At 34.4% G+C, this 18,487-nt stretch carries 14 protein-coding genes; 1 reads left to right on the top strand and 13 read right to left on the bottom strand.

Annotated features, from left to right (window positions below; translation table 11 throughout):
- Window positions 1-43 precede the first annotated feature (43 nt).
- The 4 genes from GQ47_RS10280 to GQ47_RS10265 all read right to left on the bottom strand — a co-directional run bounded on the left by GQ47_RS10280 (window position 44) and on the right by GQ47_RS10265 (window position 5,920).
- Window positions 44-2,296, bottom strand: coding sequence for a cation:proton antiporter domain-containing protein (locus GQ47_RS10280; protein ID WP_035647934.1), 2,253 nt, complete (start codon window positions 2,294-2,296; stop codon window positions 44-46).
- Window positions 2,297-2,482: 186 nt separating this feature from the next.
- Window positions 2,483-3,829: an adenylosuccinate lyase gene (purB, locus tag GQ47_RS10275; protein ID WP_035647932.1), complete on the bottom strand. Its 1,347-nt coding sequence runs from the start codon at window positions 3,827-3,829 to the stop codon at window positions 2,483-2,485.
- A 79-nt stretch (window positions 3,830-3,908) separates the two neighbouring features.
- Entirely contained in the window at window positions 3,909-4,598 is a 690-nt protein-coding gene (locus GQ47_RS10270) for an SIR2 family NAD-dependent protein deacylase (RefSeq protein WP_035647931.1), read from the bottom strand.
- Between the two features lie 14 nt (window positions 4,599-4,612).
- A complete protein-coding gene (locus GQ47_RS10265; protein WP_035647930.1) occupies window positions 4,613-5,920 on the bottom strand; it encodes a BNR repeat-containing protein in 1,308 nt (435 codons plus the stop codon).
- A 196-nt stretch (window positions 5,921-6,116) separates the two neighbouring features.
- On the opposite strand from GQ47_RS10265, the gene GQ47_RS10260 reads away from it, so the two are divergent.
- Window positions 6,117-6,779, top strand: coding sequence for a TrmH family RNA methyltransferase (locus GQ47_RS10260; RefSeq protein WP_035648194.1), 663 nt, complete (start codon window positions 6,117-6,119; stop codon window positions 6,777-6,779).
- Between the two features lie 181 nt (window positions 6,780-6,960).
- Here the strand turns inward: GQ47_RS10260 and GQ47_RS10255 are convergent, their stop codons facing one another.
- The 9 genes from GQ47_RS10255 to GQ47_RS10215 all read right to left on the bottom strand — a co-directional run bounded on the left by GQ47_RS10255 (window position 6,961) and on the right by GQ47_RS10215 (window position 18,283).
- Window positions 6,961-7,863: a YARHG domain-containing protein gene (locus GQ47_RS10255; protein ID WP_035647928.1), complete on the bottom strand. Its 903-nt coding sequence runs from the start codon at window positions 7,861-7,863 to the stop codon at window positions 6,961-6,963.
- Window positions 7,860-8,495, bottom strand: a complete 636-nt coding sequence (locus tag GQ47_RS10250; protein ID WP_051951470.1) for a DUF2306 domain-containing protein — start codon at window positions 8,493-8,495, stop codon at window positions 7,860-7,862. The genes GQ47_RS10255 and GQ47_RS10250 overlap by 4 nt, the downstream gene beginning before the upstream one ends.
- A gap of 116 nt (window positions 8,496-8,611) precedes the next feature.
- A complete protein-coding gene (locus tag GQ47_RS10245; protein ID WP_035648193.1) occupies window positions 8,612-10,222 on the bottom strand; it encodes a PepSY-associated TM helix domain-containing protein in 1,611 nt (536 codons plus the stop codon).
- Between the two features lie 119 nt (window positions 10,223-10,341).
- On the bottom strand, window positions 10,342-12,501 hold the full coding sequence (locus tag GQ47_RS10240) for a TonB-dependent receptor (RefSeq protein ID WP_035647923.1): 2,160 nt from the start codon (window positions 12,499-12,501) through the stop codon (window positions 10,342-10,344).
- Window positions 12,502-12,594: 93 nt separating this feature from the next.
- A complete protein-coding gene (locus GQ47_RS10235; protein WP_035647920.1) occupies window positions 12,595-12,939 on the bottom strand; it encodes a hypothetical protein in 345 nt (114 codons plus the stop codon).
- Window positions 12,940-13,133: 194 nt separating this feature from the next.
- Window positions 13,134-16,478, bottom strand: coding sequence for a preprotein translocase subunit SecA (secA, locus tag GQ47_RS10230; protein ID WP_035647917.1), 3,345 nt, complete (start codon window positions 16,476-16,478; stop codon window positions 13,134-13,136).
- A gap of 86 nt (window positions 16,479-16,564) precedes the next feature.
- A complete protein-coding gene (locus GQ47_RS10225; protein ID WP_007138072.1) occupies window positions 16,565-16,786 on the bottom strand; it encodes a DUF2795 domain-containing protein in 222 nt (73 codons plus the stop codon).
- A 150-nt stretch (window positions 16,787-16,936) separates the two neighbouring features.
- On the bottom strand, window positions 16,937-17,506 hold the full coding sequence (locus tag GQ47_RS10220) for a cob(I)yrinic acid a,c-diamide adenosyltransferase (protein WP_035647914.1): 570 nt from the start codon (window positions 17,504-17,506) through the stop codon (window positions 16,937-16,939).
- Between the two features lie 84 nt (window positions 17,507-17,590).
- The gene (locus tag GQ47_RS10215; protein ID WP_035647912.1) at window positions 17,591-18,283 is read right to left on the bottom strand and encodes an ABC transporter ATP-binding protein; all 693 of its coding nucleotides are present in this window, start codon (window positions 18,281-18,283) and stop codon (window positions 17,591-17,593) included.
- Window positions 18,284-18,487 lie beyond the last annotated feature (204 nt).

Genomic DNA, 18,487 nt, shown 5'->3' with positions numbered 1-18,487 from the left:
TTAACAGCTTAGCGCCTTAATTATTTAAAAAAAACTTAGAACCTTAGCTCCTCAGAACCTTAGTCCCTTTGGTCAACTCATTCATTTTTTTCTTGTCGCCTACAACCCAAATGATATCATTCTGACTCAAAATAATATTCGATTCAGGATTTAGGATTCGGTTTCCATTTCGCTCAATTCCTACGACTAGGCCGCCAGTTTTTCCTCTAAATTGCCCAATGCTTTTTTGAATAAATTCTTCTTGAGAAACTTCTAACTGACGTAACACAATTTCAGATTCTTGGACCGCAGGCGGAGCTTCAATTTCATTTTGATCTAAATATTTGGCAAATTCTGTAACTTGAGCATCCGTACCGATTACGCAAATTTCGTCACCCGGAAACAAACGTTCATTTTTAGTTGGAATAGGAATTGTAATATCGCCTCGTTTTATTTCGGCAATATTAATTCCGAGTTGTTCTCGAATTTTTAATTCTTCTAAAGTTTTTCCTGCCAGGTTGGATTCTTTTCCAATATCAAAAAACGACATGTGACCGTCCCAAGGCATTAAATTGGCATAACGTCTGTCAATTTTTTTGTTTTCACGATCGTTCAAATTTTTCAGAAAGTGATTTTCGATTTTATGATATTGTTCGTTTAATTTTTTCGGGAATATTTGATATGCTCCAATAGCAATTATCAGCGCAACAAAAGCGACCAAAGGCGAGAAGAAAATATTCAATAAAAAGCCCACGAAAAACAAACCAAGACTCATTCTGATTAAAATCAGCATTAAAAGTGCTCCGCGATATTTTCGTTCTTCCCATAAAATTTCAACTTCATCCACTTTTACTCTTCGCAACGAAAGCGCCCATAAAAAAGGAGCAATAATCACCAATGTAATCAATGCGGCAAGCGTATTTCCAAATCGGGTATCAGCCACTAAAGGCGCAACAAATTTGGCAGACAATAAAATAATTGCGGTAATAATTATAGTATGAAGTATAATTTGTGTTACTGAAGCTCGTAATACAATTTGCCAGGTACTAACCGATTTAATCGCCTGCGCGTTTACACTATAACGATTAATGTTTTTGACCCATTTTTTTGGCATTTTTGATTCTAAAAACAAAGCAAAAGTTTCAGAATATTTAATTAAAAATGGAGTTGTAAACGTAGTAACTGCTGAAACTGCCACAATTATAGGATATAAAAAGTCGCTTGTCACTTTCAATGTCATTCCGAGCGTGGCGATGATAAATGAGAATTCTCCAATTTGTGCCAAACTCATTCCGGTTTGTACTGATTGTTTCAAAGGTTGTCCCGAGAGTAAAGCTCCAAATGCAGAACTGAATGCTTTTCCAAAAACAGTAACCAATGTGATGATCAAAACAGGAAGCGCATAATCAACTAAAGTTACCGGATTGATCAACATTCCGACTGACACGAAGAAAACAGCACCAAATAAGTCTTTTACTGGCTGAATTAAATGTTCGATTTTTTCCGCTTGAGTGGTTTCGGCAATAATAGAACCCATTATAAAAGCGCCTAAGGCTGGAGAAAAACCAACATTAGCAGCAAACATTACCATCATCAAACATAATGCAAGCGAAATAATAAGCAACATTTCGTCACTCAATAAATGTTTTGCTTTTTTTAAAATCGTCGGAATAATGAAGATTCCGCCTAAAAACCAAATGATTAAAAAGAAAATTAATTTTAAAACAGATTGCAATAAAGCAGTTCCGGAAACCTGATCGCTCACCGCAATTGTCGATAATAAAACAAGCATTAAAATCGCGACAATATCTTCTACAATTAAGGCGCCAAATACAATTCCTACGAATTTTTTCCCTTTAACTCCCAATTCATCAAATGCCCGAATAATAATAGTTGTAGAAGAAATTGAAAGCGTTGCACCAAGAAAAATACTGTCCATTTTTCCCCAACCCATCCATTGCCCCACCAGATAACCAATCAAGGTCATAAACATAATCTGGGTTATGGCGGTGATGGACGAAGTGCCACCAACTTTCATCAGTTTTTTAAAACTAAATTCGAGTCCTAAACTAAAAAGCAAAAAGATAACACCAATTTCGGCCCAAACTTCAACACTTTTCATATCTGTAATCGATGGGAAAAAGTCGAAATGATTTCCAGCCAAAAATCCCGCAATCAAATATCCTAAAACCAGTGGCTGTTTCATTTTTTTGAAAATTAGCACAGCAATTCCGGCGGTCATTAGGATTAATCCCAAGTCGCTGATTAAGGGTTGTAAATGGTGTGTAGTTTCGGCAGCGGCGTTTAAGGCAATCATATAGAAGTGGTATTTTAGTTTCAGGAGCTATTTCCAGCTTTACATTTTAAGCTTTTGCTCAAAAAAATATGTTTTTCAAGCAAAAGGCTTTTCATTCCAGTCTGGGCTAGTTTCCAATCAGATTTAAATAAAAAAAAGCTATCTCGATAAAGATAGCTTTTTTTGGGAAAATATTTTAGGTTTTCTTTAAATACCTGTGTAATTGCTAGGAGTTATCTGCATTAATTCTGCTCTAACGGCATCAGAAACTTCTAATGTTGCAATAAAATTATGAATCGCATTTTTGTCAATTGCTTCATTTGTTCTTGTCAAACCTTTCAATGCTTCGTAAGGATTTGGATATGCCTCGCGACGCAAAATCGTCTGAATAGCCTCAGCAACAACCGCCCAGTTTTTCTCTAAATCTTCAGCAAATTTACTTTCGTTTAAAAGTAGTTTATTCAAACCTTTTAGAGTCGCTTCAAAAGCAATAATGGTGTGTCCAACAGGAACACCAACATTTCTTAAAACGGTACTGTCAGTTAAATCACGCTGTAATCTTGAAATAGGTAATTTAGCAGCCAAATGTTCAAAAATAGCATTTGCAATTCCTAAGTTTCCTTCAGAATTTTCAAAATCAATTGGGTTTACTTTATGTGGCATTGCCGAAGATCCAATTTCTCCAGCTTTGATTTTTTGTTTAAAATAATCCATTGAAACATACGTCCAGATATCACGATCTAAATCGATAATGATATTGTTGATTCTTTTTAAACCATCAAAAAATGCTGCAAAATGATCGTAATGCTCGATTTGAGTTGTCGGGAATGAATGTTGTAATCCTAAGCTAGTTTCAACAAATTTAGTTCCGAATTGTTTCCAGTCAATTTGTGGATATGCAACATGATGTGCGTTAAAGTTTCCAGTTGCGCCACCAAATTTAGCTGCAAACGGAACATTGAACAACAAACGCATTTGCTCTTCTAAACGCTCAACAAAAACCAAAATCTCTTTTCCTAAACGAGTAGGAGATGCTGGTTGTCCGTGTGTACGCGCCAACATTGGAATGTCTTTCCATTCCACACTTAATTCTTTCAATTTAGAAATTAAAGAAATTAGTGAAGGCATATAAACTTGCTCAAAAGCTTCTTTTGTAGAAAGCGGAATAGCAGTATTATTAATATCCTGAGATGTTAATCCGAAGTGAATGAACTCTTTGTATTGAGATAAACCTAATTTTTCAAAAGCATCTTTGATAAAGTATTCAACCGCTTTTACGTCGTGGTTGGTTACTTTCTCCGTTTCTTTGATCCAAAGCGCATCTTCAGTAGAGAAATTTTTGTAGATGTTTCTTAAGCTGTCAAATAAACCTGAATCAATACCTTTTAGTTGAGGCAATGGAATTTCGCATAAAGCAATAAAATATTCCACTTCAACCAAAACGCGGTATTTAATTAAGGCTTCTTCAGAGAAAAAAGGTGCTAAATTTTGAGTTTTATTTCTATATCTTCCATCAATTGGTGATATAGCATTCAATTCGTTTAGAGTAGTCATTGTTATGTTGTTTTTTCGAAAGGTGCAAATATAAGCAGAATTTAGCGATTAGAGGTAATTAAAACGCGCATTTATACATTCAAAATGAATTTAATCGCGCTCTTAAATCGGCAACTCCTTCTGATGCAAATTTGGCAATGGTTTCTACTTTATTTCGAATATTTGGAATCGCAATTGGTTTTGGGTCAATATAAAAAACCGGAGTTGTACTTGGAGCATAGGCAATCAGACCTGCTGCAGGATAAACTTGAAGCGAAGTTCCAATTACAGCAAAATAATCAGCTGTTTCTGTAATGTCGATTGCTTCTTCTAATGCCGGAACTTCTTCGCCAAACCAAACAATATGCGGTCTCAATTGATGTCCGTTTGTATCAAAATCGCCAGTGTTTAAATCTTCTGTCCAATCTAAAATTAGATTTTTATTTTGTACGCTTCGAACTTTAAGTAATTCGCCATGTAAATGCAAAACGTTTGTACTTCCGGCTCGTTCATGCAAATCGTCAACATTCTGGGTGATAATATGAACGTCGAAATCTTTTTCTAATTCGGCTAGAATAATGTGGCCTAAATTTGGTTTTACTTCTTTCAGCTGCTGACGTCTTTTATTATAAAAATCCAAAACTAATTCTTGATTTTTATGCCAGCCTTCAGGAGTTGCGACTTCCATAACATCGTGACCTTCCCATAAACCATCGCTGTCGCGGAAAGTTTTGATGCCGCTTTCTGCACTAATTCCGGCGCCGGTTAAAACTACAAGTTTCTTTTTCATTTTCTTAAATTCTATTATTTAGGCAGCTGATTCACTTCCAAAACCCTGACCATTGTCGGTTCTGATTTGGCTAAACCTTCGCCATCAACCTGATTTACATTTTGAAGAAAGATATGAAGTTTTTTTTGTTTTTCCCAAAGCGAAATATCATAATTAGGTTCCCATTCACCTATAGACGCTGTGGTTAAGTCGGTTATTTTCCATGGTGTGTTTTGGTTCAAATTTTTATAAGCCATGGACACTTTATTTTCTCTTTCAGCATCCCTAAAAAGCAAATATAAATTGCGGTTTTTTCCTTCTTCTTTAATTAATAAATCAGGCCTGGAAATTGGAATTTTCTTTGTGCCTCCGCCTCCTAAATAAAAAGAAGTTTTTCTAAAACCCGTATTTGTTTTTTTCCAAATACCATTTTCTAAATAAACAATCTGGAATTGCGGAATGGAATTTTCACACCAATAGTTCGCGATATAAGGATTTCCGTTTCCGTCAGCAATCATCGAAGTCTGATTGATCAAACTTGATTTTTCCGGAATTTTCCATGCAATTTCCGCTGATGTAACAGTTATGGGCAAATTGTATTTTTCTCCGTTTGATTTTTCCCAGGTCAAACCGCCGTCAAAAGAACGAGCATAACAAATGTCGTGATTCGTCGAAACGTCCCAACTTTCTCTCCAAACCCATGAAAGGTGAATTGTGCCTTTTTTATCTACTCTTGCCTGCCAGTACGCGCTTCTTTGCTCTTCGCCGTTTAATAAATTGCTTTGTAATTGCGACCATTTTTTTTCTTTTACCGAATATAAATTAAGAATCATATTTCCTCGTCCCGAAGCGCCTGAACGATAAAAGAATACTAAATTCCCGTTTGGCAGATTGTGAAATTCAGGATACGTTACTTTTTGCTCAGCAATTCCGGTCATCGATTCTTCTTTATCCAAATCTAAGCTTAATGGAGATTTGCTTTTTGCGTATCGAAGTTTTGTGTCGTGATGATCCCAGCTGATATGCAAATATCCATCGCCATCAATTGCAATGCTGATCGTATTATGTGCATCTTTTACATTTCCGCTGTAAGGTGTTTTAACGATTTGCCAATTGGTAGAATTTAGTTTTCTTTTGCCTAAAATTACATAGCCGTCATTATCATAATAGGCTATAAATTGAAAATCTTTAAAAGTCGTTAAAGCGTTTTTTCTAAATTTTACTGTATTGACAGAGTTGCTGCTCCAGCCGTTTCCCACCAGAATTTCTACGTTTTGTTGTGCGACGCAGGAAAATAAACTAAAAAAAAGGAAAAAAAGGATTTTGTAAAAATGCGGTTTCATTAAAAAGTTGTTGTTTGGTTGTAGTTAGTGAGAAATGAAGATTGGTTAAATTCTTCGAATCAGTAAAAATAACCGATTTGAGTATAATGAGGACTTAAACCATACCAGTTTAGATCTATAAATGAATTTGATTCCATAAGAAGTCACTTTGTCCAATATAACAATTATTGTTATTTTTGCCGCAAACAGAAATAAAATGATTGATTTAGATTACCTCGAATTTCTTGAAAATATATTAACTGATAACCGTAAAGAAAGGTTTCTACATGTTTTGGAAAATCGTACCAAACATTTTACGGTTGCTGTAGAAGATGTTTTTCAGATGCACAACACAAGCGCTGTAATGCGAAGCTGTGAGGTTTTTGGAATTCAGGAATTGAATGTAATCGAACAACGTTTCGGAAAAAGAATCGATAAAGAAATTGCACTTGGAGCTCAAAAATGGGTAGACATTAACCGATTTGATTCGGTTTCCGGATGTCTTTCCGATTTAAAAAATAAAGGTTACCAAATCATTGCAACAACACCACACGAAAAAGATTCGATGTTGGAAGATTTCGATATTTCAAAACCAAGTGCTTTATTTTTTGGAACAGAAAAAGAAGGTTTGTCACAAGAAATCATGGACAATGCCGATGGTTTCTTAAAAATACCAATGGTAGGTTTTACAGAAAGTCTGAATATTTCGGTTTCAGCCGCAATCATTATTCAAAGTTTGACCAACAGACTTCGAAGATCAGACATCAAATGGCAACTATCAGAAGAAGAAATTTTAGTAAAGCGATTAGATTGGGCTAAAAATTCAATTCGGGATATTAAAAGAATCGAAGCACGTTATTATCAAGATAATCCAAGATAATTTTTTTTAAGTTTCTAAGGTACTAAGATTCTAAGATGCTAAGTTTTTTTTGAGGCTTAGTATCTTGAAAAAAAACTCAGCTAAACACATTGAAGTGTGTCTTGCTGAGTTTTTTTTATGAAACAGTGTTTTGGAAAACTTAGTGCCTCAGTACCTTAGTAACTTAGTACCTTTTTTTAAACTATCTTCCAAAAGATTCGTAACTATCTGTTGCGTACTTTTCAAAACGTTTTAATAATGCAATATTTTCTTTTTCAAGGGCAGTTAATTGATCGTTTACATTTGTTGAAACTGGAATATACCATTCTTCATCATTAAAAAATTGACGTACAGTTTTAGTTTTAAAAGAAAGTCCATGTCTGGCAAAAATTGTATTTCTAAGAATTTCTAAATCTAGTTTTTTCAAATTCTTTAATTGGCTTTCTTTTAATTTTGTTGTTGAAGAATTAATCGTGTAAACAACATCTGAGGCTCCCCTATAAAGTGGCGAATCAGAATCATCATACTCTTCGTCTTCATTAATTGTATCTTTTTTGATTTTTTCTTCTTTCTGCTCAGGTTCTTTAGGATTTTGAAAATCCATATATATGTCTTCAGAAAGCATTGCATTTGGATCGTATTTAAACTCTTTTTTTAATAGCTCAAATTTTCTCTTTGTAACTTCTTTTTTAGAATTGTAAGCAGTCCATGTTCCTGTCAAGAGTGTATCTTTTTGAATTTCAAAGGTAAAAACGCCATCATTTTTATCATCTCCAGGTTCTTTAAGGGTAAAATAAAATGTATTACCTGTTCTTTTCATAAATCCTTTAAGTGGCCTGATATTTCCAGCAACAATACTTTGTCCGGTAACTTCTGTAGAGGTAATTTTTTTGATAAGGATATTGATTTTATTGCTATACATTTCTGTTACAGGTCGGGTTGTGTCACGTTCTGCAACAATAAAGCGACCAATCCACGAACCGTATAAATCTGTTCGGATTTCATCGGTTACTAAATTGTCTGCAGTATTTTTAGTGTCTTTTTTCTCTTTAGAATTACATGAAAATAATAAAACGGCAACAAATAAATAAAGAAGGTTTTTCATTTTTTGGATTGGTTATAAAGATAATATTCAGCGATTAATAAATTAGGAACCCACCCAAGCCAGGCTATTATTTGATAAACATCCATTGGTGAAGGTTGAAACAAATATACAAGAATAACCTTCCAAAAACGCAACGTTATTGCTGAAAATGTCAAAGCAAAACTTCGAAGCATAAAAGCCTTGTGAAGCTTAATATTTTTGTTTTTAATGGTTGAAAAACCTTTCAGCGTAAAGTAAAACCATAAAATTGATAAGGTGACAAAAGAGATTTTCGAATAAAAACCTCCATTCGCAAAAATGCCAATAAATAAGCCCGAAGGTGCACTTAAAAACAGTACAATAAATACATACAACTTGCCGATATTTCTATGAATGACAGGCTTTTTCTTTAATAAAACCGAATTAAACTGAGTAAATCCGGCAAGTAAAACAATGATGGCCGAATATACATGTATGTAAAAGAAAGTGGTGTAAAAAGGGATTTCGGTAACTTCCGTCTGTTTTATTTGAAGAAAAGCCACATCATTCCTAAAGGGAATGTATTGCCAAGTAATTCGAATCATCAATACGAAAAAAAAGCTAAAACAAAGCGTCAATAAAAGTGGCAAGGAAAGCTTTAGATATTTTTTCAATTTTTTTTACAAGAGATTATTTCGGAAACCAAATGTAAGAAAAAGATTCTGAGTCACTAAGGTTCTAAGAGTAGAAACATAGAATCTTAGTAACTCAGAATCTTAGCATCTTTTGTTTATTTTTTCAGAAAAAGAATAAAACCTAAAATGCTTACAATTAAAATAGAAAGTGCTGCCAAAACAGTTGCTAAATCTCGAATGTTTTTTCCAGCCCAATCCATAAATAGAAATTTGTGCAAAATGGCAAACGAATAACCTTCGATTTTGTCTGAATTATTGACAACTGCAGCCAATCTTGAGGTTGAAGTTTCAATAAAATAAGTTGTTTTTTCGGGCGTATCATAAGCTAATTTTACGACCGGAAGCCTTTTGTTTACAAAGCCATATTCTCTGCTTTCAAAATCGGTTAGTACTTTTGACTCCAGTAATTTTATGTTTTCGAATGAAGGCTGAGAATCATCCTCTGATGTGTCAATCATTTCGCAACACGAAGCTTTTGGGGCTCCATCGGTAAAGTAATAAGCTAAAAATTCGGCATATTCTAAATCCAGATTTGGTGCAATTTTATTTGTTGTTGCGTTAATGTAAACGACTTCAGATTTTGAATCTTCTTTTTTATTCCACTTCGAATCTGATTTTGATTTTTTGAATCTTTTATTTTCGTTTTCAAGTAATTGGCAACGATAATAAGTAGTGTCGTTTAATGTAATTACGCTGATATTTTGGAAACGACTCCAGTCTAAATCAAGATTATTATTTGCTCCAGGAATTTCTTTGGTTATAAAAGTTGGCTCATAGACCATTTGTGACAACGTATACGGTGCCCATTTTGTCGTCGCATGATAAGCACCGCTGAAAGCAAAAGTCAAAGTGAAAAGTGAAATCCAGATTCCAATTTGGCGGTGGTATTTTCTTAAACCTTTTTTTGGCGCTACACTATCCGTTTTTTTGAATTGTTTCCAAAGCAAACCATAAATTAAAATACCGCTCAAGGCTGAAAATCCAATAATTGATAATAAGAAAATCATCGTAATAATTCGGACACTGTTATTGCTGATGGTATCGATAAACGACCAATTATGAAAAGTATCGAAAAACCAAATGAAAGCTTGTCTGGAAGTTGGGTTGTAAGTTGCCAGTTTGCTCGATGAGGTTTCTACATAAATCTGCATGGCGTCAGGACGGTCAAAACTTAATTTGTAAACAGGTAAATAGCGGTTTACATATTTGTATTGCGAAGTAAATTCGGTTACAATTTCACTGTTTTTTACCGGACTTTTTTGATCGTCTAAGAAATAACGCGAAAGCCATTCGGCATATTTTTGATCTCCATTTTCTAACTTTTTGGCAGTTGAAGCATCATAATACCAAAGTTCGCCCAGAATTGTTTTTACCTGATAATAAGTTGCATTGTTGAAAGTAACAATTCTAAAATTTTTGAATTGCGATATTTCGTTTTTCAGTAAAACTTCCTGAATTGAATAATGCAGTTGGCTTTTATCAATAATTGATTGTTCAATTTTGTCATGAGCAATTTCTGGTTTGAAAAAATGCGCCATAAACGGATGCATCAAACCTGAAAATGTCCAGAAGATCACAGGAATAATCGTAATTAAACCAATAACACGATGCCATTTGTACATGTGTTGTTTGATTTTTTTGATGAATTTAGTCCCGAAAGTTTTCGGGATCTTCTTCGAAGATTTTTTGTTTGTTTCTTTACTCATTGGTTGCTTTTTTTTGGCCACTCCCGATAGCTATCGGGATTCACAGATTAAACGGATTTTTATCATTAAGAAATCTTTTTAATCGTTTAATCCCGATAGCTATCGGGAGTGGCTAAATATTATTTTTTTAATGAAAAATTATATTGAATTCCGAATACAAAAGTTCGTGGTGCTGCCGCTGTATAAGTTGGCTGAGCATTGGCAACATTTGTTCTGGAAACATTGTATGCATATAGTTTGTCAGTAAGATTTAGTACATTTCCGTAAACCTCAATTTTTTTCCATTGATAGCCAATTCGGGCATTGAAAATATTGTACCCATCATATTTTACGGTATTGATCTGATCTTGGTAATAACTGCCCACAAGTTGCCATTCTAAAGATGTTCTTAGATTAGGAAGCCAGTTTGGATAATAACTTACTTCTGAATTTCCTGACCATTTTGGAGCTGACGGCATTTCTTTTCCGTTTAAATCCTGAATTGGATCTGATGGTTTATCTGAAAGTTTAAAATCGATATAAGTATGTTGCGCATAAGTTCCACCAAGACGAATATTGAATTGTTTTGAAGGTCGGTATGAGGCACCAAACTCAATTCCTTTATGACGCGTTTCTCCCGCAGATCGATAATCTGTTGAATTATCAGGAAGTTTTATATTCAATAATTCATTTTTGCCTTCCATATAATAGAACGCATAATCAAAATTCAGTTTGTTTTCTAAAAATGACATCCATCCGCCAATTTCATAATTATCAAAATCTGCTGGTTTTAGATTGTAATAAAACTCAGCTGGGACACCTGTTGTTCCTCCAGTTCCCGGTTTCGCTCTAAAAATTGAAGTAATTCCCGGAGGCGCAAAACCTTGCGAATAATTGCCATAAAATCCTGCAAATTCAAACGGATTGTAATTTGCTCCTGCTTTAAAAGTGGCTTTATCATAAACTTTGCTTCCTGTCGAAAGATCAATCGCATTATCATAATTTACTTTCATATTGTCATAACGTCCTCCAACAGTAATAACTAATTTCTCAATTGGATTAAAACTAATTTGTGCGTAACCGGCTGTGTTGAAAATGTCTGCGGTATAATCTGAAAGTTTCGATTCAGGGTGCTCAGCAATAATTTGATAAGAATCTACCGTTTGTTTTCCTGGCTCTCCCGGATTTAAATTGGCTTTTAAATCAATTACATACGACCAATATGTTACTGGAGAATAATCGTATAAAGCGCCGGCAACAATTTTGGTGTTTAAGAAATCAAATTTTTGAGTATGTTGCCCAATTGCACCATAACTTTTGAAATTGTTTGAATTTACTTCACCAGTAGCTTTGGTCGGATTTACTGTTGGGCTCCATTTGATACCGTATGATGGATTTTGGCCTAATTTATTGTCACGCAAATAAGCCGTAATGTAACTGCTCGAATTTTCGTTCCAATCATGTTCTAACGTTAAACGAGTTCGCAAAGCATCCGATTTTCTATAGGTAAAATCAGAAGTACTTTTGTAAGTTCTATTGTTGAAAGCTTCTTCATTGACTGTGCCGCTCATATCCGAATAATATTTTCCATACATCGTATTGCTAATCAATCGGGTAGAAGGAGAAATGTTATAGTCAATTCTCGCATTCAGATTGTCTTTGTTATAATCAGAATAGGTCATCCAACCATTTTCTTGTAAACTTGAAATTCCGGCAATATGAAAACCAACTTTTCCAATTGTTGCTCCGCCGGCTGCCTGAAATCTTCTGTAGCCATAATTATCCGCTTGGATTCCAAATTTAAATTCTGGATCAACAGGAGGTTTTATCGAAATTAAATTAATAGTTCCACCCACAGCTTCTGGCCCGTATAAAGAAGAAACTGGACCTTTTACAACCTCAATACTTTGTAAATTATATTGATTTATTTCTAATAAAGCATTGTGATTGAAAATTCCCATCGGGCGAATTGGAAGCCCATCTTCTAAATACAAATAATAAGCATTAGTGGTCATAGGCTGACGAATAGACATCATATGTTGTTCGTTTCCTAGATTTACCATCAAAACACCTGGCGTTTTATTTATGATTTCGTAAACCGCTGTAGCTTTGGCTTCATTGATGGTTTTTGCTGTCAATTTACTGATCGCAACCGGAGTTTCTTTTCTTAAAGTTGCTGTACGATTGGCAGTTACAAAAACATTTTCAAGTTCATGCGATTTTGTTGTGTCTTGCTCCGTTTTGTTTTGAGCAAAAACACATTGCCCTATAATTAATAGGGTAAAGTATATCTTTTTCATTTTAGATTATATAAATTTTAAAGAGTAACCAGCTTTCTTTGACAGATGTCAAAAAAATAGGTTTTCAGTTTTGGCGAAAAGCCAGATAAAAATTTATATAAAATAGGATGGAGGACGAAAAGTCGTATTGGAAACGGCAATAGGTTTTTTATCGAAAGAAGCGAAAATTTTTGTTCTTGATTCGATAGGTGCCGTTAATTTGAAATTATTTAAAATGGAAGTCTGAATGTAAACAACATCTGTTTTTTCTTTCAGATTGTTTTGCATTCTTTTTTCGTTATCAGCGTATTTTTTTAAGCTTTTTTGAAGTTCACAACGACCGTTACAGGTATTGAAAACCATTTTACGCTGTACACAGATTGTTTTTGAAATTTCTTCCTGATTTAATTTGAATGAGGCATAAACAAAAAAACTGCCAAAAGAAGGAACTAATAGCATGCAGGAAAGAAATATGACGAAAAGTCGTTTCAAAGTGTGTTTCGTTGTTTTCGAGAGCAAAAATACATTATAAATATTATTTACAAGAATGATTTTTGTCATTTTGTATAAAAAAAACAGCTGTAATAAAAATTACAGCTGTTTTTAAATTTAATTGAAAGCAATCTTTATACAAAGAAGGTTTTCAATATTTATTATTTAACCAAAACCCAAGCTCCTGAAGCTAAAAGTGTTTCAGCTTTTTTGAATTTCATCTCTTCAGTTTTGCCCGTTGCAACTTCCTGAACGGTAACCGTATCATTACGGTTGATTTTTGGCATATCTCTAACGATAGTTTCAGTAACCTGACGTTGTTGCGTTTCTCCAGCTTCACGGTTCATGCTTTCGCTGTTTGGAATTTCGTCTTTACTTAATTGTAAGTTTTCTTTTTGACGAACTTCTCTTGCTTCGTGAATTTCAGAAGTAACGTTTTGAGCAGGTAAATCACCTTTAAACAAGAATGAAATAACTTCTTTATTAACGTTATCCAACATTCCTCTAAACAAATTGAAAGCTTCTAATTTGTAAATAAGCAATGGATCTTTTTGTTCGTGAACAGCCAATTGAACAGATTGTTTCAATTCGTCCATTTTACGTAAGTGTTTTTTCCAAGCTTCATCAACAATTGAAAGTGTAATATTTTTCTCGAAATCAGCAATTAATTGAGCACCTTGGCTGTCATAAGCTTTTTTCAAATCAGTAACTACATTCAAAGTTTTGATTCCGTCTGTAAATGGAACTACAATTCTTTCGAAATGGTTGTTTGGTTCTTCAAAAACTCCTTTGATGATTGGGAAAGCTTCTCTTGCACTTCTTTCTGTTTTTTCAGTGTAGAAAGCTAAAGCTTCTTTGTAAACTTTTCCAGTAACTTCAATATCCGATAATTTTGTGAAATCTGCTTCAGAAATTGGAGATGTGATTCCGAAATAACGAATTAAATCAAATTCAAATCCTTTGAAATCATTCGCTACTTTGCTGTTGCTTACGATTAATTCGCAAGTGTCATAAAGCATATTAGCGATATCCAGTTTCAAACGTTCTCCGAACAATGCATGACGACGACGTTTGTAAACTACTTCACGTTGAGAGTTCATTACGTCATCATATTCTAATAAACGTTTACGAACACCAAAGTTGTTTTCTTCTACTTTTTTCTGAGCACGTTCGATAGATTTAGTCATCATAGAATGCTGAATAACTTCACCTTCTTTCAATCCCATTCTGTCCATTACTTTCGCTACTCTTTCAGAACCGAATAAACGCATTAAGTTATCTTCAAGAGAAACGTAGAATTGAGAACTTCCCGGATCTCCCTGACGACCAGAACGACCACGTAACTGTCTGTCAACACGACGAGAATCATGACGCTCTGTACCCACGATTGCTAAACCTCCCGCAGCTTTTACTTCTGGAGATAATTTAATATCGGTACCACGACCAGCCATGTTTGTTGCAATAGTTACAACTCCAGCTTTACCAGCTTCTTCAACGATTTGTGCTTCTTGCTTGTGCATTTTAGCATTCAATACGTTGTGCGTGATTCCTCTCATTTTAAGCATACGGCTTAATAATTCTGAAATCTCTACAGAAGTTGTTCCAATCAATACAGGTCTTCCTGCATTTGATAGTTCAGTAACGTCTTCAATTACAGCGTTGAATTTCTCACGTGTTGTTTTGTAGATGTAATCTTCTTTATCAATTCTTGCAATTCCACGGTTAGTTGGAATTTCAACAACATCTAATTTATAGATTTGCCATAACTCTCCAGCTTCTGTAACAGCAGTACCCGTCATACCAGCTAATTTGCTGTACATTCTGAAATAATTCTGTAATGTAACAGTTGCAAAAGTTTGAGTTGCAGCTTCGATTTTTACGTTTTCTTTAGCTTCAATCGCTTGGTGTAAACCGTCAGAATAACGACGACCATCCATGATACGACCTGTTTGCTCATCGACAATCATAATTTTGTTGTCCATGATAACGTACTCAACATCTTTTTCGAATAAAGCATACGCTTTTAAAAGCTGTGTCAAAGTATGAATACGCTCGCTTTTTACACCAAAATCCTGAAATAATCTTTCTCTTGCTTCAGCTTCAGCGTCTTTGTCTAATTTTTGTTTTTCAATCGCAGCGATTTCAGTTCCGATGTCTGGTAAAACGAAGAAATCGGCATCAGTATCTCCTGAAAGGTATTGAATACCATTATCAGTCAATTCTACCTGATTGTTTTTTTCTTCAATCACAAAATACAAAGCTTCGTCCACTTTATGCATTTCGCGATTGTTATCTTGCATGTATTGATTTTCAGTTTTTTGAAGCAATTGTTTAATTCCTTCTTCACTTAAAAATTTAATTAATGCTTTGTTTTTAGGTAAACTTCTGTAAGCTCTTAATAATTGGAAACCACCATCTTTAGTATTTCCTTCTTTGATTAATTTTTTAGCTTCTGCTAAGAAACCATTTGCTAACTGACGTTGTTGTGCAACTAAGTTTTCTATTTTTGGTTTCAATTCGTTGAATTCATGACGATCTCCTTGTGGAACTGGTCCTGAAATAATAAGCGGTGTTCTTGCATCATCAATTAATACAGAATCGACCTCGTCGACAATAGCATAATTGTGTTTTCTTTGAACTAAATCGCTAGGCGAGTGCGCCATGTTGTCTCTTAGGTAGTCAAAACCAAATTCGTTGTTGGTTCCATAAGTGATATCAGCATCGTAAGCTTTTTTTCTAGCCTCAGTACTTGGCTGGTGATTATCGATACAATCAACAGATAAACCGTGGAATTCAAATAAAGGTGCTTTCCATGTGCTGTCACGTTTTGCTAAGTAATCATTCACAGTTACTAAGTGAACTCCGTTTCCTGTCAAAGCGTTTAAGTAAAGAGGAAGAGTAGCAACCAAAGTTTTACCTTCACCCGTTTGCATTTCGGCAACTTTACCTTCGTGCAAAACCATTCCACCAATTAACTGCACATCATAGTGAATCATATCCCAAGTGATGTCTTTTCCGGCAGCGTTCCATTTGTTAGCCCAAATAGATTTTTCACCATCAATTGTGATGTAAGGTTTTGTTGCAGAAAATTCGCGGTCTTTTGCAGTTGCAGTAACTTCAATATGTGAGTTTTCTTTGAAACGACGAGCCGTTTCTTTTACTACAGAAAAAGCTTCAGGAAGAATTTCCAATAAAGTTTTTTCAGAGATTTCATAAGCTTCTTTTTCAAGAGCATCAATAGCATCATAAAGATCTTCTCTTTTATCAATGTCTTCGATGTTTTCTACTTCTGCTTTTAGCGAAGCGATTTTAGCATCTTTGTCAGCTCTGGCTTCTTTTATTTTATCTTTAAAATAAACGGTTCTTCCTCTTAACTCGTCGTTTGATAGACTCATTAAAGGAGTTTCGAATGTTTTAATTTTGTTTAAATAAGGTTGTAAAGCTTTGACATCTTTCTGTGATTTATCACCTACAAAGACTTTAATAATACTGTTTATGAAACTCATGATTTATTGTATTTCTTTATTATTTTATATGTATTTGAACCAAAAAAAAAGCCTCTGTGATGAGACTTTTTCCTTTGGTTTATTTTTTAATATTCATCCTCATTCCAAAGATAATCTTCGTCTGTTGGATAATCAGGCCAAATTTCTTCCATTGATTCATATATCTCGCCTTCGTCTTCTATTGACTGAAGGTTTTCTACTACTTCTAATGGAGCACCAGCTCTAATAGCGTAGTCAATAAGTTCGTCTTTGTTAGCAGGCCATGGCGCATCACTTAAATAAGATGCTAATTCTAATGTCCAATACATCTGTTATCTGTTTAGTTTGTGCAAAAATAAATTTTTTACTGAAAAAGACAAGTAAATTTTGATTTATTTTAATAAAATTTAAGAACGTCCCTATTCGTAATCAGTTTTCAGTTTCAGTTAGCAATTTGAAAAATGAAAAACTGTGACCGTTTACTTGCGAGGAATCCATTTTACTTCCTCCGCTTTTAAGTCAAACGACAACTTCCGTGCCAAGACAAAAAGGTAGTCAGAAAGTCGGTTTAAGTACTTGATTGCTATTTCAGGAACGTGTTCATTATGGCTTAAATGTACTGCCAAACGCTCTGCGCGACGACAAATACAACGTGCAATATGACAATGTGACACAGTTGAATGTCCGCCCGGTAAAACAAAATGAGTCATTGGCGGAAGGCTTTCTTCCATTTTATCTATTTCGTTTTCGAGCAATTCAATATCTGAATCAATTATTCCAAGATTTTCTAATCGTAGTTTGCCATTTTTTAAAACTTCTTTTTCCTGAGGAGTTGCCAAAATGGCACCAACAGTAAAAAGACGATCCTGAATTTCTATTAAAATGGTTTTATAATGAGCATTCATTTCCTGATCACGAATCAATCCGATATAGGAATTCAATTCATCAACAGTTCCGTAACTGTCAATTCTGATATGGTCTTTAGGAACACGTGTGCCTCCAAAAAGTGCTGTTGTTCCTTTATCGCCTGTTTTGGTATATACTTTCATTTTTTTTTAAGATGCTAAGGTTCTAAGGTGCTGAGATGCTAAGTTTTTCCTTTGCTGTGATTATAGAATTAACCAAATAAATGATTAAATCGATTTTCTCGTATCACTTTCTATTACTCCATCTCTTAAACGGATAACTCTGTGCGCATACGCCGCAATATCTTCTTCGTGCGTTACAAGAATAACAGTATTTCCTTGTGCGTGAATATCACCAAAAAGCTTCATGATTTCTACAGAAGTTTTACTGTCTAAGTTTCCTGTTGGCTCATCGGCTAGAATAATCGAAGGTTTGTTTACTAAAGCACGTGCAACTGCAACACGCTGACGTTGTCCTCCAGAAAGTTGATTCGGCTGGTGATCCATTCGGTCTGCAAGATTAACTTGTGTTAATACTTCTGTAGCGCGTGCAATTCTTTCTGATTTTCCATGACCGGCATAAATCATAGGAAGTGCGACATTATCAAGTGCAGTTGTTCTTGGCAAAAGATTAAAGGTCTGAAAAACGAAGCCAATTTCTTTATTTCTGATTTCAGCTAACTCATCATCCCGCATTTGGCTTACATCTTTTTCATTCAAAATATATCGTCCGGAAGTTGGCGTATCTAAACAACCTAATAAATTCATTAATGTTGATTTTCCAGATCCCGAAGGCCCCATCAAAGCGACATATTCTCCTTTATTTATTTCCAGATTAATTCCTTTTAAGACATAAACGATTTCATTACCAAGTACAAAATTTCGTTTGATGTCAGTTATTTTAATTAATGGATTTGCCATTTTGGTTTACAATTTTGGTTTTAAAAGTACAAAACACTTTTCAATAAAATTCATAAGTAGTAGATTATTGGTTTTTGTTACAAAAATCTCCTTCGCTTTCAAAATGTATTTAGTTAATCATAACTATACATTGTTTTAATGAATAAGTTGTTATATTATTTTTAATAGTTTTTACATTATTGTCATTATTTTTTGTGTTTTATA

The sequence above is a fragment of the Flavobacterium sp. ASV13 genome (genome assembly GCF_000745775.1).
Classification (GTDB): Bacteria; Bacteroidota; Bacteroidia; order Flavobacteriales; family Flavobacteriaceae; genus Flavobacterium.
Note: the sequence above shows the minus strand (reverse complement) of the source record. Positions and strands in the feature narration are given on the sequence as shown.

Coding starts and splice junctions, on each gene's coding strand:
- purB (WP_035647932.1), bottom strand. CDS start 3,829: ATGACTACTCTAAACGAATTGAATGCTATATCACCAATTGATGGAAGA.
- GQ47_RS10280 (WP_035647934.1), bottom strand. CDS start 2,296: ATGATTGCCTTAAACGCCGCTGCCGAAACTACACACCATTTACAACCC.
- secA (WP_035647917.1), bottom strand. CDS start 16,478: ATGAGTTTCATAAACAGTATTATTAAAGTCTTTGTAGGTGATAAATCA.
- GQ47_RS10225 (WP_007138072.1), bottom strand. CDS start 16,786: ATGTATTGGACATTAGAATTAGCATCTTATTTAAGTGATGCGCCATGG.
- GQ47_RS10270 (WP_035647931.1), bottom strand. CDS start 4,598: ATGAAAAAGAAACTTGTAGTTTTAACCGGCGCCGGAATTAGTGCAGAA.
- GQ47_RS10235 (WP_035647920.1), bottom strand. CDS start 12,939: ATGCTATTAGTTCCTTCTTTTGGCAGTTTTTTTGTTTATGCCTCATTC.
- GQ47_RS10220 (WP_035647914.1), bottom strand. CDS start 17,506: ATGAAAGTATATACCAAAACAGGCGATAAAGGAACAACAGCACTTTTT.
- GQ47_RS10255 (WP_035647928.1), bottom strand. CDS start 7,863: ATGAAAAACCTTCTTTATTTATTTGTTGCCGTTTTATTATTTTCATGT.
- GQ47_RS10215 (WP_035647912.1), bottom strand. CDS start 18,283: ATGGCAAATCCATTAATTAAAATAACTGACATCAAACGAAATTTTGTA.
- GQ47_RS10240 (WP_035647923.1), bottom strand. CDS start 12,501: ATGAAAAAGATATACTTTACCCTATTAATTATAGGGCAATGTGTTTTT.
- GQ47_RS10265 (WP_035647930.1), bottom strand. CDS start 5,920: ATGAAACCGCATTTTTACAAAATCCTTTTTTTCCTTTTTTTTAGTTTA.
- GQ47_RS10245 (WP_035648193.1), bottom strand. CDS start 10,222: ATGAGTAAAGAAACAAACAAAAAATCTTCGAAGAAGATCCCGAAAACT.
- GQ47_RS10260 (WP_035648194.1), top strand. CDS start 6,117: ATGATTGATTTAGATTACCTCGAATTTCTTGAAAATATATTAACTGAT.